At 66.2% G+C, this 26,412-nt stretch carries 15 protein-coding genes; 7 read left to right on the forward strand and 8 right to left on the reverse strand.

The window, feature by feature from the left end; translation table 11 throughout:
• Positions 1–79: 79 nt before the first annotated feature.
• Positions 80–2,563 carry a S9 family peptidase gene (locus ASF04_RS23040; RefSeq protein WP_056146992.1) on the forward strand — a complete coding sequence of 828 codons (2,484 nt, stop codon included), beginning with the start codon at positions 80–82 and terminating at the stop codon, positions 2,561–2,563.
• On the opposite strand, the gene ASF04_RS23045 is transcribed toward ASF04_RS23040, so the two are convergent.
• Positions 2,560–7,086 (reverse strand): translocation/assembly module TamB domain-containing protein, encoded by a 4,527-nt coding sequence (locus ASF04_RS23045; protein WP_056146993.1) that lies wholly within the window; start codon positions 7,084–7,086, stop codon positions 2,560–2,562. The genes ASF04_RS23040 and ASF04_RS23045 overlap by 4 nt on opposite strands.
• Entirely contained in the window at positions 7,086–8,948 is a 1,863-nt protein-coding gene (locus ASF04_RS23050) for an autotransporter assembly complex family protein (RefSeq protein WP_056146995.1), read from the reverse strand. The genes ASF04_RS23045 and ASF04_RS23050 overlap by 1 nt, the downstream gene beginning before the upstream one ends.
• 216 nt (positions 8,949–9,164) lie before the next feature.
• On the opposite strand from ASF04_RS23050, the gene queC reads away from it, so the two are divergent.
• Both queC and ASF04_RS23060 read left to right on the forward strand, forming a co-directional pair.
• Entirely contained in the window at positions 9,165–9,872 is a 708-nt protein-coding gene (gene queC / locus ASF04_RS23055) for a 7-cyano-7-deazaguanine synthase QueC (protein WP_019923322.1), read from the forward strand.
• A complete protein-coding gene (locus tag ASF04_RS23060; RefSeq protein WP_056146997.1) occupies positions 9,873–12,965 on the forward strand; it encodes a CHASE domain-containing protein in 3,093 nt (1,030 codons plus the stop codon).
• Positions 12,966–12,971: 6 nt separating this feature from the next.
• On the opposite strand, the gene ASF04_RS23065 is transcribed toward ASF04_RS23060, so the two are convergent.
• Entirely contained in the window at positions 12,972–13,358 is a 387-nt protein-coding gene (locus tag ASF04_RS23065) for a hypothetical protein (RefSeq protein WP_019923320.1), read from the reverse strand.
• Between the two features lie 237 nt (positions 13,359–13,595).
• Here ASF04_RS23065 and ASF04_RS27675 point away from each other — a divergent pair, with 237 nt between their 5' ends.
• On the forward strand, positions 13,596–13,841 hold the full coding sequence (locus ASF04_RS27675) for a hypothetical protein (RefSeq protein ID WP_156368743.1): 246 nt from the start codon (positions 13,596–13,598) through the stop codon (positions 13,839–13,841).
• Between the two features lie 6 nt (positions 13,842–13,847).
• Here ASF04_RS27675 and ASF04_RS23070 read toward each other — a convergent pair whose 3' ends face one another.
• Positions 13,848–14,936: a porin gene (locus ASF04_RS23070; protein WP_056146999.1), complete on the reverse strand. Its 1,089-nt coding sequence runs from the start codon at positions 14,934–14,936 to the stop codon at positions 13,848–13,850.
• Between the two features lie 80 nt (positions 14,937–15,016).
• Here ASF04_RS23070 and ASF04_RS23075 point away from each other — a divergent pair, with 80 nt between their 5' ends.
• From ASF04_RS23075 to ASF04_RS23085, 3 genes are all read left to right on the forward strand, one after another.
• Complete coding sequence (locus tag ASF04_RS23075; RefSeq protein WP_056147000.1) at positions 15,017–15,523, forward strand: hypothetical protein; 507 nt, start codon at positions 15,017–15,019, stop codon at positions 15,521–15,523.
• 63 nt (positions 15,524–15,586) lie between these two features.
• Entirely contained in the window at positions 15,587–17,035 is a 1,449-nt protein-coding gene (locus ASF04_RS23080) for a GAF domain-containing sensor histidine kinase (protein ID WP_056147002.1), read from the forward strand.
• Positions 17,036–17,106: 71 nt separating this feature from the next.
• Positions 17,107–19,248, forward strand: a complete 2,142-nt coding sequence (locus ASF04_RS23085) for an ATP-binding protein (RefSeq protein WP_056147004.1) — start codon at positions 17,107–17,109, stop codon at positions 19,246–19,248.
• 3 nt (positions 19,249–19,251) lie between these two features.
• On the opposite strand, the gene ASF04_RS23090 is transcribed toward ASF04_RS23085, so the two are convergent.
• The 4 genes from ASF04_RS23090 to ASF04_RS23105 all read right to left on the reverse strand — a co-directional run bounded on the left by ASF04_RS23090 (position 19,252) and on the right by ASF04_RS23105 (position 26,370).
• Positions 19,252–20,184, reverse strand: coding sequence for an S-adenosyl-l-methionine hydroxide adenosyltransferase family protein (locus ASF04_RS23090; protein WP_056147006.1), 933 nt, complete (start codon positions 20,182–20,184; stop codon positions 19,252–19,254).
• Between the two features lie 9 nt (positions 20,185–20,193).
• Complete coding sequence (locus ASF04_RS23095; protein WP_056147008.1) at positions 20,194–22,689, reverse strand: TonB-dependent siderophore receptor; 2,496 nt, start codon at positions 22,687–22,689, stop codon at positions 20,194–20,196.
• Between the two features lie 84 nt (positions 22,690–22,773).
• Positions 22,774–24,279: an HD domain-containing phosphohydrolase gene (locus ASF04_RS23100; RefSeq protein ID WP_056147009.1), complete on the reverse strand. Its 1,506-nt coding sequence runs from the start codon at positions 24,277–24,279 to the stop codon at positions 22,774–22,776.
• Positions 24,280–24,447: 168 nt separating this feature from the next.
• Positions 24,448–26,370 carry a PhoX family phosphatase gene (locus tag ASF04_RS23105; RefSeq protein WP_056147012.1) on the reverse strand — a complete coding sequence of 641 codons (1,923 nt, stop codon included), beginning with the start codon at positions 26,368–26,370 and terminating at the stop codon, positions 24,448–24,450.
• Positions 26,371–26,412 lie beyond the last annotated feature (42 nt).

Genomic DNA, 26,412 nt, shown 5'->3' on the forward strand with positions numbered 1-26,412 from the left:
GCACACTCAACCCGGCACACTCGACCCAGGCACTGGGCTCGAGCAGCGCCCGCGTCGCCGGCTACTGGAAAGGACCTCCATGAAACAACAACGCACCGTGCCGTCCGCAACCCCCGGCCTGATGGCCGCCTCGCCGCAACAGGGCGCGTCCGACACCGGCTACCGCCTGCCCCCCGAACCTTTGCAGGCGATTGTCGATGCGCCGCGTGCGCCGGCACTGAGCCTGAGCCCGCGCCGCGACACCGCTGCCGTGGTGCAAACGCCCGCGCTGCCCGGCATTGCCGAGGTGGCGCAACCCGAACTGAAACTGGCCGGCTTGCGCATCAACCCGCGCACGTATGCCGGTTCGCGCTTCTCGTTCGGCACCGGCCTGTCGCTGCTCGATATCGCCAGCCACGAGGAAAGCGCGATTGCCGGCCTGCCGCCGGACCTGCGGCTGTCGGACCTGAGCTGGTCGCCCGACCAGCGCCATCTCGCTTTTACCCACGTGGCGCTCAATGATGGCGCGGGCGGCGTGGGCGAAGACACGGGCGCAGTGGAACTGTGGCTGGTCGATATCGCCGCGCGTCGTGCGCGCAAGCTGTCGCCGCAGCCTCTGTCGGCCGTACTCACGCGCGGCTTCAACTGGCTGCCCGACAGCAGCGGCCTGCTGGTGCACTGGCGTCCGGTGGGCATCGGCAAGCCGCCGCAGGCGAACGGCGTGCCGGCCGGGCCGATCCTGCAGGACAGCGAAGCCGATGGCACGGTGCGCCAGCTGCGCACCTACCAGGACCTGCTGCGCAACGAGGACGACGCGCGCCTGTTCGAGTACTACATCACGGTGCAGATGGTGTTGTTGAGCCTAGATGGCAAGGCGCGTCCGATCGGCGAGCCGGGCCAGTTTTCGCGCACCTCGGTGGCGCCGGGCGGCGAGTACCTGCTCACGCACAGCGTGACGCGCCCATACTCGTATATTGTCACCGCATCGAGCTTTGGCGAGCGGGTGGAAGTGCGCGACCTGCACGGCAGGCTGCTGCACACGGTGGCCAACCTGCCGCTCGAAGAAGGCCTGCCGCCGGGGAACGATGCGGCATCAAGCGGCGTGCGCCACGTGTCATGGCGGGCCGACGCACCGGCGTCGCTGGTCTGGGCCGAGGCGCAGGACGGCGGCGACCCCGCGCGCGACGTACCGGACGGCGTGCGCGACCTGGTGTACCTGCACGCGGCGCCGTTCCATGCGCCGCCGCTGGTGCTGGCGCGCCTGTCGATGCGCTACGGCGGCGTGGCGTGGGGCCGCGAAGACGTGGCGCTGGTCAACGAGCGCTGGCACAAAACGCGCCAGTACCGGCAGTGGATGATCGCTCCCGGTCACCTGTCCACGCCGCCCGAACTGATTCACTCCGGCTCCTACGAAGACCGCTACAACAGCCCCGGCTCGCCGGTGATGCGTGCCGACGCCAGCGGCTTCCCGCTCCTGCTGATCGGCCCCAACACCACCATCCTGCTCGACGGCGCCGGCGCCACGCCCGAAGGCGACCGCCCGTTCCTCGATCGCCTGAGCCTGACCACGCGCGAAAAAAAGCGGCTGTTCCAGAGCCAGGCGCCATACTTTGAAAACGTCGCGGCGGTGTTGAACGACGATGGCACGCTGCTGCTCACCACGCGCGAGTCGCCCCTCGAGCGTCCCAATTATTACTTGCGCGATCTGACCAAGCCGGACGACCGCCAACTGCGCGCGCTTACGCATTATCCCCATCCCACGCCGCAGCTGCGCGACATCCACAAGGAGCAGATCCGCTACCCGCGCCACGACGGCGTGGAGCTGACGGCCACCCTGATGCTGCCGCCCGGTTACGACGCCGCGCGCGACGGCCCGTTGCCGCTGCTGATGTGGGCATACCCGCAGGAGTTCAAGTCGGCCGGCGCGGCCAGCCAGACCACCGGTTCGCCGTACCGTTTCAACGCGGTCAGCTACTGGGGCCCGGCGGCGTACCTGGCCATGGGTTACGCGGTGCTGGACAACCCGTCGTTCCCGATCATCGGCAATGGCGAGGAAGAACCGAACGACACGTACCTGGCGCAGCTGGTGGCCGATGCGCAAGCGGCAGTGGAGGAGGTGGTGCGGCGCGGCGTGGGCGACCGCGAACGGCTGGCCATCGGCGGCCACTCGTACGGCGCTTTCATGACCGGCAATCTGCTGGCCCATACGCGGCTGTTCCGGGCGGGAATCGCCCGTAGCGGCGCGTACAACCGCACCTTGACGCCGTTCGGCTTCCAGTCGGAAGAGCGGCCGTACTGGCAGGCGCCGGCCGTGTACCAGGCCATGTCGCCGTTCAACCACGCGGACCGCATCAAGGATGCGATGCTGCTGATCCACGGCGCGGAAGACAGCAACTCCGGCACGTTCCCGTTGCAAAGCGAACGGATGTTCCAGGCGATCAAGGGATTGGGCGGGACGGCGCGGCTGGTGATGCTGCCGAACGAATCCCACGCCTACCGGGCGCGGGAATCGATCATGCACATGCTGTATGAGACCAATGCGTGGCTGGAGAAGTACGTCAAGAACGCCCAGCCCCGGAGTTAGTCGAACGCCCAGCTATATAACACATCAAGCGCATTATTGGTCCCGGTCTGGAACTGCAGCGAGATGCGCGGATTGAGTTTGTACTTGAGTTTGACCAGGCTGGTCGCTGTGCCCGCACCCTGTTCAAAACTCAGGTAGGCGCGCGACGAAATGCGCTTGCCCACCGTGACCACGGTGTTCTGCAAGCCGGTGGCCGCACCGGCAGCGCTGCCCGATGCCTGCCCCACGCCCAGTTCGTCGAGCCCCAGCGAACTGGCCAGCTTGCCCTGGCCTTTGCCGCCGAATAGCGCGCCGGCCGCGGTGCTCAAGAGCGCCATGTCGTTGCCCTCGGTATTTTCGATGCCGTGGCCCAGCACCAGCCAGGACAGCTTGTCGCTGTCCGGTACCGTGGGCGTGGAGATCAGCTTGGCCGAAGGCGCCAGCGCCGTGCCGCGCACTTCCACCCCCGCCTCCACGTTGGTCTCGCTCAAAGGCTCGCCTTCGGGACGGCGGCGCACGGCCACGATGTTCAGGCCCGGATTGTCGTAGGCGCCGGTGAAGTTGATCACGCCACGGTCGATCGCCAGCTTCTGGCCATACGCCGCGTACGTGCCGCCCACCACCCGGATCGAACCATTGACGCGCGGCGGACGGCGGTCGGTGATGCGCACCCGCACCGCACCGGCCAGCTCGGTTTCGATGCCCATGCCCTTGAGTTTGAACGAGTCGCCCAGGTCGGCCTCGACGTCGATATTCAGCGGCAGGCCCTGCGCCGGCTTGGTGGCCGGTGCGGCCGCACCCTTGCCGAGGACGACCACGTCGTTCGAGAGCGTGGGCGCGTTTTCGTCGCCCAGCTCGATATTCGCGCGGTCGGCGCGGAATTTGCCGTCGAGCTGGAAGTGTTTGGCGTCGCGCACCAGCGTGCTCTGGCCGCTCAGCACCAGCAGGCGATCGGGGCGCGACAGCACTTCGAGCTTGTCGGCGGTCAGTTTCAGCTGCATGGTCGCTTCATTGCCGGCGTAACGGATCCAGCCATCGGCCTGGGCGCGGCCCTGCTGGCCTTCAAAGCTCAGCGTTTGCAGCTGCAACTGGTCGCCGGTCAGGCGCGCCTGCAGCACGCCGTTGCGCAGCTTGATGCCCTGGTCGGGCAGGTTGACCACCAGCTTCTGGCCGTTGATGTCGCCGGTGAGCTGCGGCGCGCCGATGGTGCCGCTGCCATCAAGCGCCAGCTTGAGGATGCCGTCGATTTCCAGTCCCGGCTGGCCGGCCAGGGGCGCCAGCCACGCCAGCGAACCCATATTGGCGCTGCCGGTCACGGTGAACGGGCTGTCGTTGGCCAGGCGGCCGTCGCGCAGCTGGGCGGTACCGTCCAGGCGCGCCTGGCCCACGCGGGTGCCATCGACATTGAGTTCTACCCGCAGCGCGCCGTCGTTGACGGTGGCGCGCGCGTCCAGGGTTTTCAGGCCCAGCGGCTGCGACAGGTCGGCGCCGATGATGGTGATGTCGCCCTGTTCGCGGAACACGTGGAACGACCCGGCCAGCACCGGCGGAGCATTCTTTACGCCCGCTTGCAGGTTCAGGCCCCAGTCGGCGCCGATGGTCATGTTGCCGCGCACGCTGTCGCGCCACGCGTCCGACAACTGGCCCAGGTACCAGACCGGCAACGCCGAAGCCTGGCCCTTGCTGCGCCAGGCGGCGCCGTTCTTTTCCAGGCTGTCGATGCGCACGCTGCCGTCGCGGATCTTGATGGTGGTGGTACCGAGCGCGATCTGCTCGGGACGCGCCAGTCCGGCCACGCCGCTGTCCTTGGGTGCGACCAGGCGCAGCGGCGCGGGCGCCACCAGCGCCAGCGCGAAGCGGCCCTTGTTTTGCAGCGCGTCGATGGCGCCGGTCCAGGTGTCGTTGGCCCAGCCGCCTTTTATACGCACGGTGGCGTCGAAGTCGCTGTTGTTGGCGGCCAGCGTGATGGTGTGGGCGCTGCGGGTACCTGCCGTTTGCAGGCGCGCCTTGGCGATCTTGATCGACGGCGATTCGTAGCCGGTAATCTCGATATCGCTGATCAGGGGCACATCCGCCGTTGCTGCCGCTGCGCGATTGCCATTGCGCGCTGCCGGCGCGGCGGCCGTACTGCCCAGGGTGGCGCTGCCACGAATGCTCTCGACCTGCTGCTGGCCCGGCGCGCGCAGCTTGCTGCCGTCCAGGTTCAGCGAAATCGCGGGGCGGGCGGTGGTGCCGGACAGGGTGCCGTTGGCGTGCAGGATGCCGGCAAACTGCGGCCCCAATGCGGCCAGTTGCGGCGCGTCGAGCTTCCAGTCCAGTTTATCCATGGCGCTGCCGAAGCTGCCCTTGGCAACCAGGCTGTTGGCGCCCAGGCGCAGGTCGATGTCGGCGTTGCTGATGTCTTTTGCATTGGCCGACAACTTGGCGTAGCCCGACAATGGGGCGTTCGACAGCGTCGATGGTTGCAAGGTCAGGTTCAGGCCCGCGCGCCAGTCGGCGGACAGGCGCGCGTCCGCCGTAAAAGCGGCGTTGATGGCACCGGCCTGGGCGGCGCCAAAGGCGGCAGGATTGAGGCGCTGCACGGTGCCGGTCATTTTCAGTTCCGGCGTCTTGGCGGCACCGGCCATGGCCACGTCACCGCTGGCGTGGATCACGCTATCGTTGGCGGGGCGCTTGGCCGAGGCCAGTCCCAGGCCGCGCGCGTCGGCTTCAAAGCTGGTACGTGGCAGGTCCATGGTGCCGGTGACCACGCCGCTGGCGTTGATGGCGCCGATCAGGTCGGGGCTCACGGCCGCCAGCTGGCGCGCATCGACCTTCCAGCGCAGCTGCTCGCCCGGCGCGCCGAAGCTGCCGGTAACGGTGGCGGTGTTCTGGCCCATGGCCAGGCGCGCATCGACGCCGCTGATATGGGTGGGATCGGCATTGAGCTTGCCGGCGCCGGTGAGCGGCTGGCCATACAGTTTGCTGGGCTTGACCTGGAAGTCGGCCGCCACTTTCCATGCGGGGGCGGGTTTGCCCGCGATATGTCCGGCGGCATTGACGTCGATATTCAGGTCGCCGGCCGGATAGCTTGGGACCAGCGCCGACGGATCGAACTTCTGGGTGCGCACCTTGGCGCTGAACGCTTGCTGGTCCTTCAAGCTCAACTGGCCGGTGGCGTTGATGCTGCCATTCTTGGCGACCAGGCGCAGTTGCTGCAATTGCAGCAGGGCGTCGGCCAGGGTGGCGTCGGCGTCCAGGCGCAGGCCCTTGTCGGCCAGCCTGGCGTTCAGGGTCTGTCTGGTGGCGGTGCTGGCCAGGACGATGTCGCCGCCGATGGCGGTCTTGTTGGCGGCCGTGTGCAGCAACGACAGGTCGAGGCGGTCGGTGTGCAGCTTGAAACTGGCCGTGTCGATGCCGCCGTCGATGGCCGTGCGGGCAACGTTGCCGCCGCCGTTGAAGCGGCCGGCGGGACCCAGGTCGAGCAGCACGTTGTCGAGCGTGGACACGGTCAGCGTGCCGCCCAGGCGGCCCCGGAAAACTTCCAGTGGCAGCAGATCCTGGTCGAGCGGACCGGCCTTGCCCTGGTTGATCAGCTCGAACTCGCCGGCCAGCTTCTGGTCGGGCGCAATCGCCGCCTGCACCTTGAGGTTGAATTTGGCCGGCGGCAGGCCGGCGCTAAAGCCGTGCGGATCGACGTCGCGGGCCACCAGGTCGATCGCGCGCAGGATCACCGGATCGAACGGCGCCAGCGCCAGCGATGCAGTGCCGGTGGCAGCGCCCGCGTCGCCCTTGGCCTTGAGTTCGAGCAGCGCCAGGCTGCCGCCGGCCTGCAAGGTCAATGTGGCCGGGGCAGGCGCCTGGCCCACCGGCGTGGCGGCGGTGCCCGGTGCGGCCGGCGTGGCCACCAGCGCCTGCGTGAGCGAGGCCGTGCCCTTGAGCGCGAACGGGCGCGCGCCGGCAATCGTCAGATCGGCTTTGGCCAGGCCGAACGGGGTTCTGGCCGAAGCGTCCTGCAAGTGCCAGCTGGTCTTGTCGCCGTACAGCGCGAAGCGCAGGTTGTCGATGACGGTGGTGCCGGTGTCGCTGGCGATGATCAATTTGTCGAGCCGCGCATCGGACAGGCTCAGACGGAACGGCGACGCCAGCGAAGCGGGCATGGTGGCTGGTTCGTCGGACTTGCCGGTGCTGCGCACGGTGAGCGCAGCCACGTGCAGCTCGCTGATTTGCAGGCCTTCCGAAAAATACTGCAACGGCGACCAGTTGATGTCGATGCTTTGCGCAGTGACGGTGCTGTCCTTGGTTTTATAGACCAGCTGACCGATATGCATGCGGTGGTACAGCGACCCGGTGACGCCCGTGACGGAAATACTGCCGCCGCTGGCGCTGGCTACGCGCTGCACCAGCTGCTGCAAGGTCGATTCGCGGCCCAGCAGCCAGAAGGCGCCGCCCAGCAGCAGCACCAGCACCATCAGCGAGATGAATACGCGGCGCGGCCAGCGGCGCGGCTTCCTGGCGGATTCCGGCGCGCTCTCTTGGGGATCGTGGTTAAGTTGGTCGGACATCAGAAAGTGAATCCCAGCGAGAAGTGCAAACGATATTTTTGAACCGCGTGGCCATACGCCACGTCGACATTGAGCGGACCGACCGGGCTTTTCCAGCGCGCGCCCACGCCGTAGCCGGACTTGGGATGCAGGTCCTTGACCCGGTCGCCGGCGTTACCGGCGTCGTAGAACACGGCCGCGCCCCAGGTGGGCTTGAACCAGTACTGGTATTCGGCGCTGGCCGTGGCCAGGTAGCGCCCGCCGATGGTGGCGTCGCCTTCCTTCACGCCCAGTTCCTGGTACGCGTAACCGCGCACCGACTGGTCACCACCGGCGCGGAACAGGAACACGGACGGCACGCCGTTCTTGCTGCCCGAGCCAAGCGCGCCGGCTTCGGCGCGCAGGATGATGTTGGAGCTGGCGCCGAACGGCTTGTAGTACACGCCGCGCAGGTAGCCACGGACGAATTTTTCATCGGTGAGCACCGGCAGCACGGCGCCGCCGATCTGGGCGTTGATGGCGTAGCCCTTGGTGGGCAGCAGCAGGTTGTCGAGCCGGCGCCAGGTGACCGCGTACGTGAGCGGCAAGCTTTTGCTGGTGACCTTGGGCAGGGCGCCGACCGACTTGGTCTCGGACAGCAGCTCCAGAGTGAAGCTGCGCTCGAGCAGGGGTGTGCCCCAGGCGCGCTTGCCGGCGATACTCGACACGGCTGTTACTTCGCCGGCGATGTCGCTGCGCTCGTAGGTCACGCCGATACTGTGGTTGTAGCCCTCGGGGGTGATCGGGAAGTACAGGTCGGCCTTGGCGGTCTGCTTCTTGGTCTCGAGCGTGAGCGCGCTTTTCATGCGCAGCCCGAACACCTGCAAGTCGTCGTAGGTGACCGAGGCCCGGTTACCGGTGTTGGTGCTGATACCGACACCGGCGCTGACATTCTTGCGCTTGTTCTCCGTCACGCGCACCAGCAGCGGCAGCGGCTCCATGGAGGCGGCAGTGGTGGCAGGGGCGCCAGGCTCGCCTTCGGCGGTGGCCAGCTGCTGGTCGAGCACCGCGCTCAGGTCCGCGCTCACTTCCACGCTGGCGAAGTAGCCGGTGTCCTGCAGCTTGGACTGGTAGGCCTGCAGGGCGGCTTCGCTGTAGTAGTCGCCGGGCTTGATCGCATTGAGGTTGCGCACCACGGTGTCCGGGTAGCGCTTGAGGCCTTCGATGCGCAGCTCGCCGAAGCGCATCTCGGGGCCGCTGTCGAGCACCACGCGCAGGTTGGCGGTGTGCGCTTCGGGATCGACGGTGGCGCGGCTGTCGGTCAGTTGCGCGCGCGGGTAGCGGGTTTGCACGACCTGGCGCAGGATGGCGCGCTTGGCGCCTTCCCACTCGTCCTGGCGGAACACGGTGCCCTTTTTGAGCGGCCAGCTGGCCTTGAGCGCGTTGGCGTCGAACTGCTTGTCGGCCGGCTGCTCGGGGTTGGGGGCAAAGCCTTCGAGTACCAGGTCGGTCTCGCCCACGCGTACCGGTTCGCCCGGCACCACCTTGACATCGACCACCGCCGGCGTGGCGTTGCGGTCGAACGTCACCGACACCTCGGGCGTGTAGTAGCCGCTGGTGGAAACCAGCGTGCGGATTTGCTCGGGCGCAGCGCGCACCAGCCGGAACAGCTGTTCGCGCGTCATGCGCGGGCTGTCGCGGAAGCGTTGCAGGTCGAGGTTGTCTTCCAGTAATTCCTTCAAGTCGCCTGGTGCGTCGATGCGCACCGTGTACTTGATGACGACCGGCGCGGCGTTGGCAGCGACAGTGGCCTCGCTGGCAGCCACGGGGGCGGGCGTGGCGACAGGCGCAGTAGCAGGTTCGGAAACCGGCGCCGGCGCGGCGGTTTGCTCCTCCTGGGCCATTGCCAACGAGGGAACCACGGCCGTCACTGCGGTTGTTGCAAGCAGCACGGATACTTTTGTCACAAGATGTGCCAAAATTCGTGGTCTTGCCGATTTATTTGCGGGCGATGCCGGTAACATGAGACTCCATCAGGGGTAGTGCGTTCACAGCATGGTACCGGAATGCCCCGAATCATGGCGTACTAATAATAGTTGATACATCTGGAAAGAAAAGCAATGCTGCCAACCGATTCCGCCCTGGTCCTGTTTAGCGGTGGACAAGATTCCACCACCTGCCTGGCGTGGGCGCTCAAGAATTACGCGCGGGTCGAAACCATCGGTTTCGATTACGGCCAGCGCCATGCCGTCGAACTCACCGTACGCCCGCAGCTGATCGCCAGCCTGCGCGCCCTCAATCCCGCGTGGGACGCCAAGCTGGGCGAAGACCACATGATCGACCTGTCGCTGATCTCGAAGATCTCGCAAACCGCGATGACCCACGATATCGCCATCGAAACCCAGGCCAATGGCCTGCCCAACACCTTTGTCCCGGGCCGCAACCTGCTGTTCATGACGGTGGCTGCCACCGTGGCCTACCGGCGCGGCCTGACGGTGCTGGTCGGCGGCATGTGCGAAACGGATTTTTCCGGCTACCCGGACTGCCGCGACGACACCATGAAAGCGCTGCAGGTGGCGCTCAACCTGGGCATGGACACCCGCACCAAGCTCGAAACCCCGCTCATGTGGCGCGACAAGCGCCAGACCTGGGAACTGGCGCAGGACCTGGGCGGCACGCCGCTGGTGGACCTGATCCGGTCCGGCACCCACACCTGCTACCTGGGCGAGCGCGGCGCGCTGCACGACTGGGGCTATGGCTGCGGCACCTGCCCGGCGTGCGAACTGCGCGCGCGCGGCTACCGCCAGTTCACGGGCGCCGGGAACTAAGTGGATCCGGCCGCGCCAGCGCCATCCCGCCAGCGTCGCTACTTGGCGTCGGCACTGGCGCCGGCGCTGGCGTTGGCACAATCGCCACGCATGCTGTCAGCGCTGGTGCTGGCCGTGAGCCTGGGCCTCACCGGCCTGCTGTGGCGCGACGCCCGCAACGATGCCGACCAGGAGCTGCAAGCCGATTTCGAAGTGCGCGTGCGCGAACTGGTCAACCAGCTCGACCAGCGCATGCAAACCTATGTCCAGGTGCTGTACGGCGTGCAGGGGCTGTTCTACAGTTCTGAGGATGTCACCCGCCGCGAGTTCCGCACGTATCTCGAGGGGCAGGGACTGGCGCGCCATTCGCCCGGCGTGCAGTCGATCGGCTATATGCAGCTGGTGCCCGGCGACGCCCGCGCGGCGCACGAGGCGGCGGTACGCCGCGAGCCGGGCGCCAATCCCAGCTACCATATCTACCCGGCCGGCGAACGCGCCTGGTATGCCCCCACCGTGTATAGCGAGCCGCCCAATCCCCTGAGCCTGCGCGCGCTCGGCTTCGACGCCGCCAGCGAGCCGCTGCGCCGAGCCGCGCTCGACCGCGCGCGCGACACCGGGCTGCCGGCCATGACCGGCGCCGTGCGCCTGCTCGACGACCTGGCCGAAGCGCCGCGCTCGGCCTTCCTGATGCTGCTGCCGCTGTATGGCCGCGGCAAGCCGGCAACCACCGTGGCCGAACGGCGCGCGGCGCTCACGGGCTGGGTGTTCGCGCCGTTCCGGGTGGGCGATTTGATGGTCCGCCTGGGCACCCCGCGCACGGCCGGGCTGGCGGTGGAGGTCCACGACGGCGAGCGCGCAACCAACGACAACCTGGTTTACCGCAGCGCTGGCGCCACCGGCGCCGTCAACGCCGCGCCGGTGCGCATGCGGTCGAGCATCCAGCAACTGTCGCTGGGCGGCCACCGCTGGACCCTGCGCATCGCCATGCCGCATGCGGCCCACGTGCCCGCCACCGACCGCATGCGCCTGATCGCGGTGTGCGGCGCCTTGCTCAGCGTGCTGGCCGCCTGCCTGACCTGGGCCCTGGCGCGCGGCCGCGTGCGCGCCCACCAGGCGCTGGCCCGCAGCACCGCGCTGGCGGCGGAACTCAAGGACGGGCAGGGCGCGCTGCTGGCCATGGCCGACAGCGCCCGGCGCAGCCAGGCCATGTTGCGCAGCATTCTCGATTCCACCGTCGATGGCATCCTGGCGGACGATTTCAAGGGCTCGATCCTGAACGCCAACCGGCGCTTCCGCGAACTGTGGAATGTGCCCGAATATTTTGACTGGGACAGCGACGGCGCGGTGCTGATGGCGCACTTGCGCGCCCAGCTCTCGCGCCCCGAGGATGGCCAGTTCGAACCCGGAGCATCGCCGTCGGACCAGGATGGCGACTGGGAAGCGCCGCAGCAGGCGCTGCTGCGGTTGAAGGATGGCCGCGTGATCGAGCAGCACACGCGCGGCCTGCAACTGGGCCGCGAACCGGCGCGCATCTGGTCGTTCCGCGACGTCACCGAAAGGGTGCACGGCGAACGGCGCGAACAGACCCGCCGCCGCGTGCTGGAGCTGCTGGCCACCGGCGCGCCGCTCAAGACCATCCTCGAGAGCGTAGTGGCAGGGGTGGAGACGGACAACGAGGAATTGCTGTGCAGCGTGCTGCTGCTCGACGAGCAGGGCGAGCACCTGCTGGTGGCGGCCGCACCAGGTTTGCCGCCGTTCTTCAACGCCGCCATCCACGGCACCGCGCTGCACGGCAACGGCGGACCATGCGTGGAAGCCGTGCTGTCCGGGCGCCGGGTGGTGGTGGAGGACTTGCACAATGCGCCGGCATGGATGGAACACCGCGACATCGCACTGCGCGCGGGCATCGCTTCCGGCTGGTCCGATCCGATCTTCGGCGCCGGCGGCGCGGTGATCGGCACCTTCTCGGTGTACCAGCGCGAAGCGCGCCAGCCCAGCATGGCCAATATCGCCCTGATCGAACAGGCCGCGCGGCTGGCCGGCATCGCCATCGAGCAGGCGCAGGCGGCGCAGGCCGTGCGCGCCGGCGAGGCCCGCTTCCGCCGCCTGTACGACCACGCGCCGGTGGCGTTGTGGCAACAGGACTGGTCGGCGCTGCACACCGCGCTGGCCGAGCTTACCGCGTCCGGCATCGACGACATGGGACGGTACCTGGAAGCGAATCCGAGCCAGGTGGCGCGGCTGGCGGCGCTGGTGCGCATCGTCGATTTGAATGCAGCGGCGCGGCGCCAGGTGGGCGCCGGTCCGCAGGACCTGGCCGCCATCACGCTGGCGCAAAACTTCGAGGCCGCCGCCATGCCGGCGTTTGCCCAGGCGCTGGCGGCGCTGGCGCGCGGCGAGCATTTCTTCGTGTGCGAGGGCAGTTTCCGCCGCCTCGACGGCGTGATGCGCCACAACGAGCTGACCCTGATGATCATGCCGGGCCACACCGACAGCCTGGACTTCGTCATCGTCTCCACCGTGGACACGACCGAGAAGCGCCGCATGCACGACGAGCTGCGCGTGCTGGCCACCACCGACTTCCTCACCGGGCTGGCCAACCGGCGCGAATTCATGCACCGCCTGGCCGACGAGGAGGCGCGGCTGCGGCGCGATATTGGCGCCTGCACGGCGGTGCTGCAACTCGATATCGACCACTTCAAGCGCATCAACGACGAACATGGCCACGCGGCCGGCGACGCGGTGCTGCGCCAGCTCGGCGTGCTGATGCTCGATGAGCAGCGCAAGATCGACATGGTGGGCCGCATGGGCGGCGAGGAATTTGCCATGCTGCTGCCGGGGACCACCTTGCCGGCGGCCGCCGTGTTTGCCGAACGGCTGCGCCAGCGGGTGGCGCTGAGTCCCTTGCAGCTGGGTAGCGGCGTGAACCTGCACGTCACGGTCAGCATCGGCATTGCGGTCATGGGCGGCAAACTGCCCGGCGGCGACGCGGCCCTGATCCGTGCGGACCAGGCCTTGTACCGCGCCAAGCGCGCAGGGCGCAACCGGGTGGAGCTACAGGACGGTATTGGGTCGGATCGGCCGGGGCTGCAAACCCCAACCGCTTCCGATTGAAAGGGTTTAAGCGGTTTGCTGGTAGGCGCGGCGCTGGCGACGGGCGCGGGCCGTGAAGATCCAGTAGAGGCCCACGGGAATGAGCAGCGGCAGCAGCAGCGGCGACATGGCCGCCAGCACGATCACCGCAGCGAGTACCAGCGCGCTGACCAGCACCATGCCGATACCGGCGCACAGCACGCCCACGAAGACGGCGGCGCAGGTCACGGCCACCGCCGCGATCAGGATGCCGCCGCCGGCCAGCACCAGGCCGAACAGGGCGCCGAGCGGGCCGTCGAATTCATCGCCGTCGATATTGATGTGCATGTTATTGCCCAGCACCGAGTCCCACAGCGACAGGGCAAGCACGAAGACGATGGCGGCGGCTAACAGTTTTTTGGCAGTGCTGGTCATGGTGGTACCCCGTTGTTGTGTGTTGTTCAGGTGCCGTTTGGCATGGTTGAACTGTACCGGCCAGGTGCTGCAGCAGCCACCAGATTGCGACAAAACGTAGAAATGGCGGGTTGGAACGCAGGCAGGCGGCGACCAGCGGCGCAACAGGCCGAAGTTGCCGGTTAACCCGATTGTTCCTTGATTTAAAGTTATGCCGTTCTATACTGAATCTCTACCTAGTTGAGGGAGGACCACAACATGGCATGGCTAGTATGGTGCGAGGGGCAAGCTATCCCCGCCGCGTGTCCACACACAACCGGGCGCCAACGCGGCGCCACGCGTTCTTCCGGCGGTGGCCCCAAGGGCCCGCCGTCGGCGCCGCCGGCAATCCCGCCGATCATCATCACGCCGTTCAGCTATCACACGCCCGAACCGGCGATCGATCCGCGCTACAAGCCACCGAAGCCGCCGCTGGTGCAGCGCCGGCCGTGCGTGGTGTGCTGATATCATTTAGAAGTTGTGGCGCAAGCCCAGCGACACGCCCTTGAGCGTGGCGCCCGGGCTGGCTCCCGCATTCGCGCCCAAACCGTTGATGGCAAAATCCACGCTGGCATTGCGCTGGTTTTTCAGGTGCGTGTAAAACGCGAACACGGTCGTGCGCTTGCTGAGCAGGTAGTCGTAGCCTGCCGTGTAATGGGTGGCGCCCGTATCGGCTCCTTTGCGCACCTTGCCCACCTGGACGCCATCGGGCGCGCTGCCCTTGCCATCCCCTGCGCGCGCGATTCCGAACTTGAACGCATGGCGCCCGGCCTGGTGCGTGACCGATACATAGGCCGCGCGGCGCTTGAGCGTGCCGCCCGGTAGCTCGTACTTCAACTGTTCGCCGACGAGCGCCACGCGCGTGGCGCCGGCGGTGTAGGCGGCGCCCAGCTTGGCGCCGGTGTCGCTGCTGCCCGGCCCTTGGTACTCGTGGTGGCTCTCGAACGCGCCGGTGGCGTACCAGCCGCCCTGTTCATACACCACCGCACCCGAATTCAGATAGGGCTTGGCGCCGCTGGCCGGGCGCTCTTCGGCAGCCGAACGCGCTACCCGCAATTGCACGCCGTGCCACATGGGCGACCAGTAATGCAGGCTGTTTTGCTGGCGCCGGTCGAACGAGGACGTGTCGCTGGTATTGTTGACGGTGGCGCCCGCGCCGTTGCCCATGATGCTCATGTACCCGGCCGTGGTCGGATAGAACGGATCGAGGCTGGCAGTGGCGGTGTTGTAGGGCAAGTTCCAGTTCCCCATGAACACGGTGCCGGACGTGCCTTCCAGGCCCACCCGGGTGTCGCGCGAGGCCAGGCCGCCGGCGCCGGTGTCGAGCGCCAGCGTGCCCTCGATCTGGAAGATGGCCTTCAGGCCGCCACCGAGGTCTTCGGTGCCGCGAAAGCCCAGTACCGAACGGTAATTGCTCATGCGCGCGACGCTGGCGTTGGCGTCCGAGCTGCGCAGCGACTCGAGGCCGGTATTGAGGCGGCCGTACACGGTGACGTTGCTTTGCGCGCAAGCGCCGCCAGTGGTGGCGGTGAGGAGGAGGGCGAGGCCAAGTTTATGCATCCGTGGTGACTTTCTATTGTTGTTCCGGTATAAGGCGCTTATTATTTCACCCCCGATGCCAAGACACCCGAGCCTAAAGTATGAGTAACGACTTCCCCGATGTACCGGATACCCCGGACGACGACGCCCCGATCCAGGAGCCGCGCCTGTGGCAGGGCAATGGCTGGACCGCGCGCGTGATCAAGAACGACGATGACGAGGGCTGGGCGGTGGCGATGATCAAGGACGGCGAGCCGGAACCGGCGCTGGTCGGTCCCTGGACCATGGGCCGCGACAAGAAAAACCCCAAGCCGCTCGACGTCAACGCCTTCAACACGCTGGTCAAGACCGCCAACGAAGTGATTCGCCGCCACGAGCAGCAACTGCACGCGCAACTGCACAAGAATGTCTTCGTCAACACCGACGACGGCGGCCAGATCAAGGTCACGCTCGATATCGTGCCCGACGAGGACGACCCGTACGCCATGCTCTCCGCCTTCGACGTGTATGGCGAAGAAATCGCCAAAGTGCGCGTTGTGCCGACTTTCAAGCTCAGTGTGACCAGCGCCACCACATGGATAGAAAACGGGTATCGCAAACCGCAATGATCACTGGCCCTTGCCGGGGCTGACTGATAGTATTTCCTGTGCGTACTAATTACAGGAAATACTATGGAAGACCGTCTCGCCCGTCTTGAAGCCGTCCAGGCCATCTTGCTTGAAATCGGCCGTAAATCGGGCAGTTGCACCGATATCAGCGAATTTTTGCAATCGGTGCACGCGGCGCTGGGACGCATCATGTATGCCGCCAATTTTTTTGTCGCGCTCAGCGACCACGAGGGGCCGGCCAACCACGTGCGCTTCGTGTACTTCGTCGATGAAGTCGATGCGGCGCCGGCCAGGGACGAACTGTTCGAACTGGCGGACGGCGAATCCCCCACCGCCGCCGTGATCGCCAGCGGCCGGCCGATGGTGATGACGGCCGCCGAGCATGTCTCCAAAAGGCTCGACAACGCCGCCTTCGGCATCGGCACCATTGCCGAGCACTGGATGGGTTGCCCGCTGCTGGACCAGGAGCACCAGGCGCTGGGCGCGATGGTGATCCAGAGCTACGACCGCCAGCATACGTTCAGCGGCGAAGACCAGGCCCTGTTCGCGCTGATCGCGGACTTCGTCTCGGCCGCGCTGCGCGGCTTGCAAAGCGTGGACCGGCTCGAGCGCGCGGTGCAGGACCGCACCGCGCTGCTGGCGCACGAGGTGGCCGAACGGCGCCGCGCCGAAGACGACATCCGCCACGCCAACGATGCGCTCGAGGAGCAGAACGCCGCGCTGGAAAACGCCCTGACCTCGCTCAAGGACGCCCAGGGCGAGCTGGTACGGCAGGAAAAACTGGCGTCGCTGGGCCGGCTGGTGGCCGGCGTGGCGCACGAAATCAATACCCCGCTGGGCATCTGCGTGACGGCCACCAGTCACCTGGTGGAAGAACTGAAGCTCACGCGCGCCGACATGGCGGCGGGCATCCTCGACGAAGACGGCTTGAACCAGTTCTTCGACATCGTCGATCAGTCGCTGCGCATCATGACCACCAACACCCAGCGCGCGGCGGCGCTGGTGCGCAGCTTCAAGCAGGTGGCGGTCGATCAATCGTCGGACGACATCCGCAGTTTTAACTTGCGCAAGTACCTCGACGAAGTACTGCTGTCGCTGCAGCCCAAGCTCAAGGGCAAGCCGATCACGATCGACATCGATTGCGACGACAACATCAACATGGCCAGTTTTCCAGGCGCCGTGTCGCAGGTGCTCACCAACATGGTGGTCAACTCGCTGGTCCATGGTTTCGAGGAAGGGCAGCCGGGCCGCATCAAGATCACCGGCAAGGTCGATGGTGATTTCGTCAACTTCGAGTACAGCGACGACGGCGTGGGCATGGACACGTCCACCCTGGGCCAGCTGTTCGACCCGTTCTACACCACCAAGCGCGGCACCGGCGGCAGCGGCCTCGGCGCGCACATCCTGTTCAACCTGGTCACCGGTGCGCTGGGCGGCACCGTCAAGGTTGCCAGCGCCCCCGGCATGGGCCTCCACTACAAGCTGCGGTTCCCCAAGGTCAAACGCAAATAAGAGCGCGGCTGCGTTAGCGCAAAAATGCTATGGTGCGGGTTGTCCACCTTTTCGAGCGTTCTCGTTCCGCCATGCCCACTGCACCTTCCTCCGCTGGTTTCAATCCTGACCTCGGTTTTGCTGCCGGCGGCGGCGAGATGGGGGCGGTGGTGCGCGCGTTCGATTGGGCGGGGACGTCGCTCGGTCCCCTGGCAACCTGGCCGCAGTCGCTGCGCACCGCTGCCGGCATGATGCTGGCCGCGCGTCAACCGATGTACGTGGTCTGGGGGCCGCAGCTGGCGCTGCTCTACAACGACAGTTACCGCGAGGTGCTGGGCGCCAAGGCCGACCATCCGCAGCAGGTGCTGGGGCAACCGTTCAACGTGGTCTGGGCCGAGGTGTGGGACCAGGTAGGGCCCATGCTGGCCGCCACCATGGCCGGTGAATCGCTGTGGTACGAAGACCAGCCGTTTACGCTTACCCGCAACGGCTTTGTCGAACAGATCTACGCCAGTTTTTCCACCAGCCCGATCCGCGACGAGTCGGGCGCGATTGCCGGCGTGCTGTGCGTGTGCAGCGAAACCACCGGCAAGGTGCGCCAGGTCGAGGAGCGCCTGCGCCTGCTCGACGAGATCGGCGAAGCCACGCGCCTGGCCGCCGAACCGGCCACCATCATGGACCACAGCACCCGCCTGCTGGGCCAGTACCTGGGCGTTACCCGGGTGGCCTATGCCGACCTCGAACCCGACAACGATCGCTTCACCATCCGCCACGACTGGCGCGTGCCGGGCGCGATCAGCACGGTGGGCGTGTACTCGCTCGACCTGTTCGGCTCGCGCGCCACGTCCAACCTGCGGGTGGGGCGCACGCTCTTGATCAACCACGTGGACCGCGAGCTGGCGCATGGCGACGGTGTCGAAATGTTCAACCAGATCGGCATCCAGGCCATCATCTGCTGCCCGCTGGTCAAGCAGGGCAAGCTGGTGGCGATGATGGCCGTGCACCAGCAGCAACCGCGCACCTGGACCCGTGACGAAGTGGCGCTGGTCGAAGCCGTGGTGGACCGCTGCTGGGCCCACATCGAGCGGGTGCGCTCGACCGAGGCGCTGCGCGAGGCCGACCGCCGCAAGTCCGAATTCCTGGCCACGCTGGCGCACGAGCTGCGCAACCCGCTGGCGCCGATCCGCAATGCGCTCGAGCTGCTGCGCATCGGTGCCGACCGGCCGGGCCTCAAGGAGCGCATGCTGGCCACCATGGAACGCCAGGTCGGCCACATGGTCCATCTGATCGATGACCTGCTCGACATTGCCAGGATCAGCAGCGGCAAGGTGGTGCTGCAAAGCGCGCGCGTCTCGCTGCAGTCGGTGGCTGCCAGCGCAGTGGAAACCAGCCTGCCGCTGGTGGAAGCGGCCGCGCACGAACTGGCGCTCGACCTGCCGCGCGAGCCGGTCTGGCTCGACGGCGACGCCGTGCGCCTGAGCCAGGTGCTGAGCAACCTGCTCACCAACGCCGCCAAGTACACGCCGCAGCCGGGCCGCATCAACGTCACGGCCACCATCATCGACGGCATGGCGGTGATCGCGGTGACGGACACCGGCATCGGCATCGCGCCCGAGGCGTTGGAAAAGGTGTTCGAGATGTTTGCCCAGGCGCCGCACAGCATCGGCATTTCCAAGGGCGGCCTGGGCATCGGCCTGTGCCTGGTACGCCACCTGGTCACGCTGCACGGCGGCAGCGTGACAGCGGCCAGCCCCGGCCCCGGCCTGGGCAGCACGTTTACCGTCCGCCTGCCGCTGGCGGCGCCGGTGGCCGGACAGTCGCAGGACGACAAGCACCCGGCGCACACCGCGCCCGCGCATCCGGCGCTGCGGGTGCTGGTTGCCGACGACAACGTCGATGCCGCCGATACCCTCGGCGACCTGCTCGAGGCGATGGGCTGCCAGGTACTGGTGACCTACGATGGCGAACAGGCGGTAAATGCGGCCACGGCGTTCAATCCCGACCTGGTGTTCCTCGATATCGGCATGCCGCGCCTGGACGGCTATGGCGCGGCCCGCGCGCTGCGGGCGCTGCCGGCATTGGCAGGCGTAAAACTGGTGGCGTTGACCGGCTGGGGCGCGCAAGACGACCGCGCCCGCACCGGGGCGGCGGGGTTCGACCACCACCTGCTCAAGCCGGCTTCGCCGGACCAGGTGGCGGTTGTGCTGGCCAGTGCCACGCCGGCCAGCTGCTAAGGTTTATTTCGTTACCTTGGTGATTTCCACCTCCCAATCGACGCCCGAGTCGATCTTGTGCTTGGCTGCATAATTGCCCTGGCTGATCGCCACTGCCACGTCCAGCAAGCTGTTCAGATAAACCAGCGACTTGCCCTTTTCCACACCGCCAAACGTGTGCTCGAACGGCGCCACCACCTTGTTGATCAGCTTGCCCTTGTGCAGGATGCGCACCTGCACCTTGTCGTGCAGGCCGATGTTCAGCTCGTCGAACAGCGACTTCGGAATATTGGTCCAGACGTTGCCGTACTTGACGTCCAGCACCGGGATGATGCCCTTGATGACGTCGCCATTGCGAACTGCCTTCTGGTACGGAATCTTCACCACCGATTCGCTCGGCAGCACCGGGCCCACCTGCTCGAAGGTGATCGCGCCCGACGCCAGGCGCGCGCCCACGTACGCGTACACATCGCGGCCATGGAAGGTGTATGACTCGCTTGATCCTGCCAGGCGGTTGACCTTTTCATCGATCTCGCGCAATTCGGCCACGCCGTCACGCTCGGCGATCAGGGTGAACAGGCCGTTGTCGGGACCAACGAAATATCGGCCCTCGCGGGTCTTGAGTACCACCGATTTGCGCTGCGTGCCCACGCCCGGATCGATCACGTTGACGAACACGCTGCCGGTCGGCCAGTAGTTGGCGGTCTGGTACAGGCGGTAGGCGCCGAGCCAGATGTCGTAGTCGGGAATATTGTGGGTCAGGTCCGAGACCGACAGGTTCGGATCGACGCCAAAGGCCACGCCGCGCATGGCCGAGACGGCGCCGTCGGACGTGCCGAAGTCGGTCATCAGCACCAGCGCGTGCTTGTTTGCGGGTGCATCGGCAGCGTGGGACAGGGCCGGGCCGGCCAGCGCCGCCGCCAGGCACAAGGAAATCAACAGTTTGGACGGTTTCATGGGTTCTTTCTAGAAGGTGTAGCGTACGCGGCCATAAAAATATGCGCCGTTCAGCCCGATCGGATTGATGAAATTGTACGGCAGCGCGCCGCCATAGCTGGCGTTATTGGTCTGGCGCACGCGGTCCGGGTAGCGGTCGAAGATGTTGTTGCCGCCGGCCGCCAAAGTTAGCTGCCTGGTCAGCTTGTATTGCGCTTCGAGGTCCACCGACCACACCGCGCCGAAGCGCTGGGCGTGCACGCCGTCGATCAATTCGGCCTCGTCGTCATATGAAAAATCCTTCAGCGCGCCGAAGCGGGTGGCACGGGCCTGCCAGCCCCATTGCGCCGCCTGCCAGTCGGCGCTTAGCACCAGCTTGGTCTTGGGCGAGGCATGGCGGATGCGGAACAGGTTGTTCTCGGTCAACAGCGTCAGGTCGGAATCGATTTGCGCCAGTGCGGCCGAACGCTGATGGACGTTGTCGATACGCGTCTTGTTCAGGTTGAGCGCAGCGTTCAGGTCCAGCTTGCCGCCAGCGAACGGCAGGTCGTGGTTGACCACCACGTCGAGGCCGGTGGTGGTGGTGTCGAGCAGGTTGGCCAGGTAGGCAACCGACTGGATGTCGGTGCGGCCGATGGATGCCAGATAGGCGGTGGCAGCATCGCTTTGCAGATCGCTGGTGCGGGTGATGCGGTCGCGCAATTTAATCCGGTAAGCGTCCACAGTGACGCTGGTATTGCGCTGCGGTTTCCAGGCGGCGCCCAGCGACAGGTTGGTCGATTTTTCGGGTTTCAGGTTCTGTGCGCCGAACGCGCGCGCCAGGCTGTCGGACGCTGGCAGCAGCGACGCCGTCTGCAGGCCGGTGCCGTCGCTGTTGAAGTTCAGCGTGGAAAAGCGGAAGCCGGTCTGCACCAGCGCCGGCGCGCGGAAGCTGTTCGACAGCGAGCCGCGCAACAGGAAACCGTCGTTCACCTTGTAGCGCGCCGACAGCTTGCCGGTGCTGGCGTTGCCAAAGTCGCTGTAGTCGGAATAGCGCGCCGCCGCGCCCAGCAGCAGGCGCGCCGTCAGCTCGCTCTCGACATCGAGATACACCGATCGCACCGAGCGGCGGCCATCGAACGTATCCTGCGGCCGCAGTCCGGGGCCCGCCTGCGCACCCGGCGGCGCATCGGGTACTGTGCCGGCCGCCGCAGTTCCAGCTGAATATGAAGCAGGGTCGCCGGGCGAACTGGTATAGGTCTCGCGCATGTATTCGGCGCCCAGCGCCAGGTTGACCGTCGCGCCGATGCCGAGATCGAGCTCGCGCGTGACATCGGCATTGACGGCATCCTGGTCGAAGTCGAACGTGGACAGGTGGAAGCTGGTCGGGCTGGCCGCGCCCAGCGACGCGTTGGCCGAATTGGCGAGATCGTAGCGGAACTTGTTGCCGCCGTGGCGAGCGCTGACGTCCCAGTTCCAGGCGCCCTGGGTGATGCGCAGGCCGGCCACCACGCTGACATCGGTGGCATTGCCCCGGGTGGTCGGGCGGTAGCCGTTCGGGTACAGCGCCGGCACATTGGACGGATCGCCCGGATAACGGAAGTAGGCGCTGCCGTCCGACTTGCGCTTGTTGACGGTGGCGAACGAGTACGCATCGACGCCGTCGGCAACCGGCACCAGCGTGTTGTAGAACGCGTAGTGGTTGCGCTGCTGCGAGTCGCCGGACTTGAACACGACCTTGCCGTCGAGCGCCAGGTCGGCTGGCGTGGAATTCCACGAGGTCCAGCCGGCATCGCTGGCGCCGGCGCGGTTGGTCGGGTTGCGGTCGCGGCTTTCCAGGCCGAAGCGGAAATAGCCGACGTCGCCCACCGGCACGCCGTAGTCGGCGTTGACGATGGTGGTCTGGCCGTCGGTCTTGCGCTCTTCGGTCGGTTTGAAGTCGGTGTGGTTGGCGCCATAGCTGACCGAGGCCGAGCCGCCGGCGCGCGCCTTTTTCAGCACGATGTTGATCACGCCGGCGACGGCGTCGCTGCCGTACTGGGCGCCGGCGCCGTCGCGCAGGATTTCGATGTGGTCGATGGCGCCCGGTGGAATCGCGTTGACATCGACCGGCACGATGCCGGCAAAGCTGCTTTCCGTGTCGAGCACGGCGCTGGCGTGGCGGCGCTTGCCGTTGATGAGCACCAGCACCTGGTCGGGCGCCAGGCCGCGCAACTGGATGCCGCGCACCGAGTCGGCCGCGCCGCTCGATTCGATGCGCGGGAAGTTAATCGACGGCGACAGGTTTTGCAGGGCGGCGCCGAGGTCGCCGCCAGCGAGCGCATTGTCCACCTCGCGCGCACCGAAACGGTCGATCGGCACGGCGGAATCGAACACGGTGCGGTTGCGCGCGCGCGAACCGACCACGGTGACCTGGTCGATGGCGGCAACGCCGGCTTCAGTGTCGGCGGCGGATTGTGCCTGCGCGGCAGGCAGCGCGGCCAGCAGCAGGGCGCAGGCCAGTACGCTGTGGCGCAGCGGAAAATTCGGGAGGGCGTGATGGGACATGGTGACTTCCTTGCATGATCTGAACCACAATCTTACTTGCAAGGAATTGTGTCACCAACAACCGATTGTCTATAAGCTTAGAGTTTAATCGGGGAAGCGTTCGTTGATGGCCAGTGCCTGATCCATATTGGCCACCAGCAAGTTGACGTAATGCGGATCGAGGTGATGGCCGGCCACGTCGCGCAGATGTTGCACTACTTGCGCCACCGGCCAGGCATCCTTGTAGCAGCGCTTGTGCATCAGCGCGTCGAACACGTCGGCCACGGCGACGATGCGCGCGTACAGGTGGATGTTCTCGCCCTTGAGGCCCTGCGGGTAGCCGCTGCCGTCGTATTTTTCGTGGTGCTGGTGGGCGATCACGGCGGCCGCTTTGAGGATCGGCCGCTGCGAACCGTCCAGGATCGACAGGCCGACGGTCGGGTGCTGCTTCATGATTTCCCACTCGGCCGGATCGAGCTTGCCCGGTTTGAGCAGCACCGAGTCCGGCGTGGCGATCTTGCCGATGTCGTGCATTGGCGCGGCGTGGCGCAGCACGGCGGTTTCGTCGTCGGGCAGGCCGGCGGCGGTGGCCAGCAGGTGGCATACCTCGGCCATGCGGCGCACGTGGTTGCCGGCCTCATGCGAGCGCGATTCCACCACGTCGCCCAGGCGCAGGATCAGCTCGGCCTGGGTGTCGGTGATTTCCTGGGTCAGCAAGATATTGTCGAAGGCGATCGCCACGCCGGAACAGAACACTTCCAGCAGCTTGGTGTCGATCTCGGAAATTTCGTCCACGCCCTTGAGGATCAACAGCGACGCCTTGCCGCTGCTGTTGGGGAAGTAGCCGATATAGGTATCGCCTTCCACCCGCGAGATCTTGTTGCTCTTGGCCACGTCGATCTGGGCCAGCACTGCCGGACTGAGCAGGGTGCCGTCCTCGTCGCCGATCCGGGCCAGGATTTCGTAATCGTTGACGTCGCCGATGGCGGTGGCTGCGCGCAGGCGCAGCAGCATGCTGTGCTCGAGCCGCAGCAAGGCCACCACCTGCTGCAGCAGGCCGTTGGCGAAATCTTTGAGATTGCGTTGCTGGAAAATATGGGCCGAGGCGGCAATCACGCGCTCGAGGCCTTCGCGGTAGTTCAGCTGCTGCACGCGCGCTTCTTCCACCTTCATGATGTCGCGGTAGGCGCGCAGTGCGGCAAATGTCGTGGTAAACAGTTTAGTCCGATCGAGCTCGGTCTTTTCCTTGTAGTCGTTGATGTCGTAGTTGACGATCACGCGCTCCTCAGGGGCCTGGCCCGGCTGGCCGGTGCGCAGCACGATGCGGGTAAACTGGTTGTCCAGGTCTTCGCGCATCCAGCGCGCCACTTCCAGGCCGCTGTCCTCTTTCTCCATTACCACGTCCAGGAACACCAGCGCGATATCGGTCTCGCGCGTCAGCACTTCCTTGGCTTCGGCGCCGCTGTACGCATGCAAAAATGTCAGCGCGCGGCCGTCGAGGCGGAAACGGGTCAGGGTCAGCTTGGTGATGTCGTGGATGTCGGGTTCATCATCGACCAACAAGACTTTCCATGGTGCTAACTTTGGCGATGCAGAGGACAAAAAAGACATGGGCGTTCCGCAAAAAGGTGGCGCATACAAGATTTCGATTGTAGTCCCACTCATTGCTATTAACAACAGGCAACAAAAGAACGCGTTAAAACGCGCAACACTTCTGTAACAAAAAAACCCGCAGGGCTTGCGCGCTGCGGGTAAAGTACAACTGAAGGAGGAAAAGCGTTAGCCGAGCAGAGGGAAACCGGTCAGATATCCGACTGCCGCGCCGTAGCGGTCGCGGTAGTTGGCGCGGATCAGTGGATCGAGCGTGGTGCGCACTTTACCGTGCAGCGAGCTCGACCAGTCACCAGCATGTTGGAAGTTACTCATGATGTAGGCGAAGCCGTTCATGTCGTCGACCGCGTGCAGGCCGGTCGATTCGGCGCCCGATGGCGTGGACAGCAGGCGCGTGAGCACCTTGGTATCGACGTTATACGCCCACAGGAAGTTGTTGACGTGGGTGCCGCTGTCTTCACCGACGAACAGCGTGCGCAGTTTTTCCGAGAACTTGATGTTGTCCGGGTTGGCGACTTTCTCGGCGTTGGCGGTGTTGCCCAGCGCATCCGGCGTGGCCAGGTCTTCGCTCAGCAGGCCTGGCACGGCAGCCATGTCCACCGGCACCCATTCGCTGTCGATGGCCGCGCCGCTGCTGTCTTTCTGCGCGCCCTTCATGTTCAGCGCATAGACGGCGCCAGCGCTCGGGCCCTTGATCGAAATGCCGCCCGAACCGTTGGTCATGGCCGAACCGATGGCCGCGATGGCCGAGTAGGCGATCTTGTCCTTGGCATTGACGGTCGTGCCTTCCATCTTGGTAAAGCCCATGCTGCCGCCAGCGAAGCCGGCGTAGCGGTGGGTTTCCAGAAAGGCGGCGGCCTTCTCCATGCCCGGCTTGACCTTGATCCAGTTGCTGCGGCCGTTGAAGGCGATCTTGGTGAACGAGGCGTCGCTTGGATCGGCGGTGCGCACGTCCATGATGTCGGCCGCTTTCAGGGTGTCGGCCAGGGCCTTGATTTCAGCGCTGGTGGCCTTGCCCAGCTTGATCCATTGCAGGGTGGCGGAGCCGCCGTTGTCCACCGAGGTTTGCTGCCACTTGGCCACGTACAGGGTGCCGCTCGACAGGTCGCGCGCCTTGTCGGCTACGAACATGAACAGGCCGCCGTTGGTGGCGTCGTCGCCCATCAGCGCGGTGCGCTCGTCGGGCATTACCTGCACCAGCTCGTGCGAGATGCGGCCCATGCAATAGTGCTTCTTGCAGCTGCCGGTGCCGTCCGGGTTGACCGTGATTTCCGGCATGTGGCCGTAGTGGTAAGGGTTGGCTTTGGTAGCGTCGCCGTACAGGCTGCGCGAGAAGCCGGCGAACTGGGTGTCGGAGGCGATGACGGTCGCGTCCGGCTCGTACTCTTCGCTCGACAGGTGGGTGTTCCACGGCGAGCGGCTGGCGCCGCAGGTGATCCACAGGCCGTTGGCCGGGCTGGTATCGACGTTGTGGTACTTCACCAGCGTCAGCGCGCCGGTGGTTTTGTCCTGGTCCAGCGTGAGCACGGCGATCGGCGACGGCAGCATGCCGTACATCGAGCTGCCGGCGAGGTTGCTGGTGGCGTATTCGAACTGCACCACCGCGAACACGGTATTGCCCTTGACACCCGCCACGGTGGGCGCGTCGAGCTTGAGCAGCGAGGTGCCGTCCGGGCAGTCGGAAAAGAACTGGCGCGGCGTGGTTCCGCTGGTGTCCATGATCGGACGGTTGTTGATGTCGTAGTAGCCACCGGACAGCGTGGTGCCGCCGCTGCCGTTGGGCACCAGGGCGCCGGTGATGAAGAAGGTCTGGTAAGCGAGAGAATAGGCCTGGGTCTTGCCGTCCGAATAGGTGGCGTTCATGCCCGAACCGACCGTGGTGGTGGCCATCTTGGCGGGATCGGCCAGGGACGGCGCGGCCATGCCGGTGAAGGTGACGGACATCAGCCTGGTGGCGGGCGCGGCGCTGTCGTTGCCGCCACCACAGGCGGTCAGCAGCGCGGCGGTGGCGCCGCCGGCCAGCGGCAGCAGCGGCATGCCGGCAAACAGTTGGACAATGCGACGGCGGGACAGATCGGGCGACTCGGTCATAATCATTCCTGGAAATAAGCCATGTACTTGTGCTGGCGGCGG

Source organism: Duganella sp. Leaf61, assembly GCF_001421905.1.
Taxonomy (GTDB): domain Bacteria; phylum Pseudomonadota; class Gammaproteobacteria; order Burkholderiales; family Burkholderiaceae_D; genus Rugamonas; species Rugamonas zoogloeoides.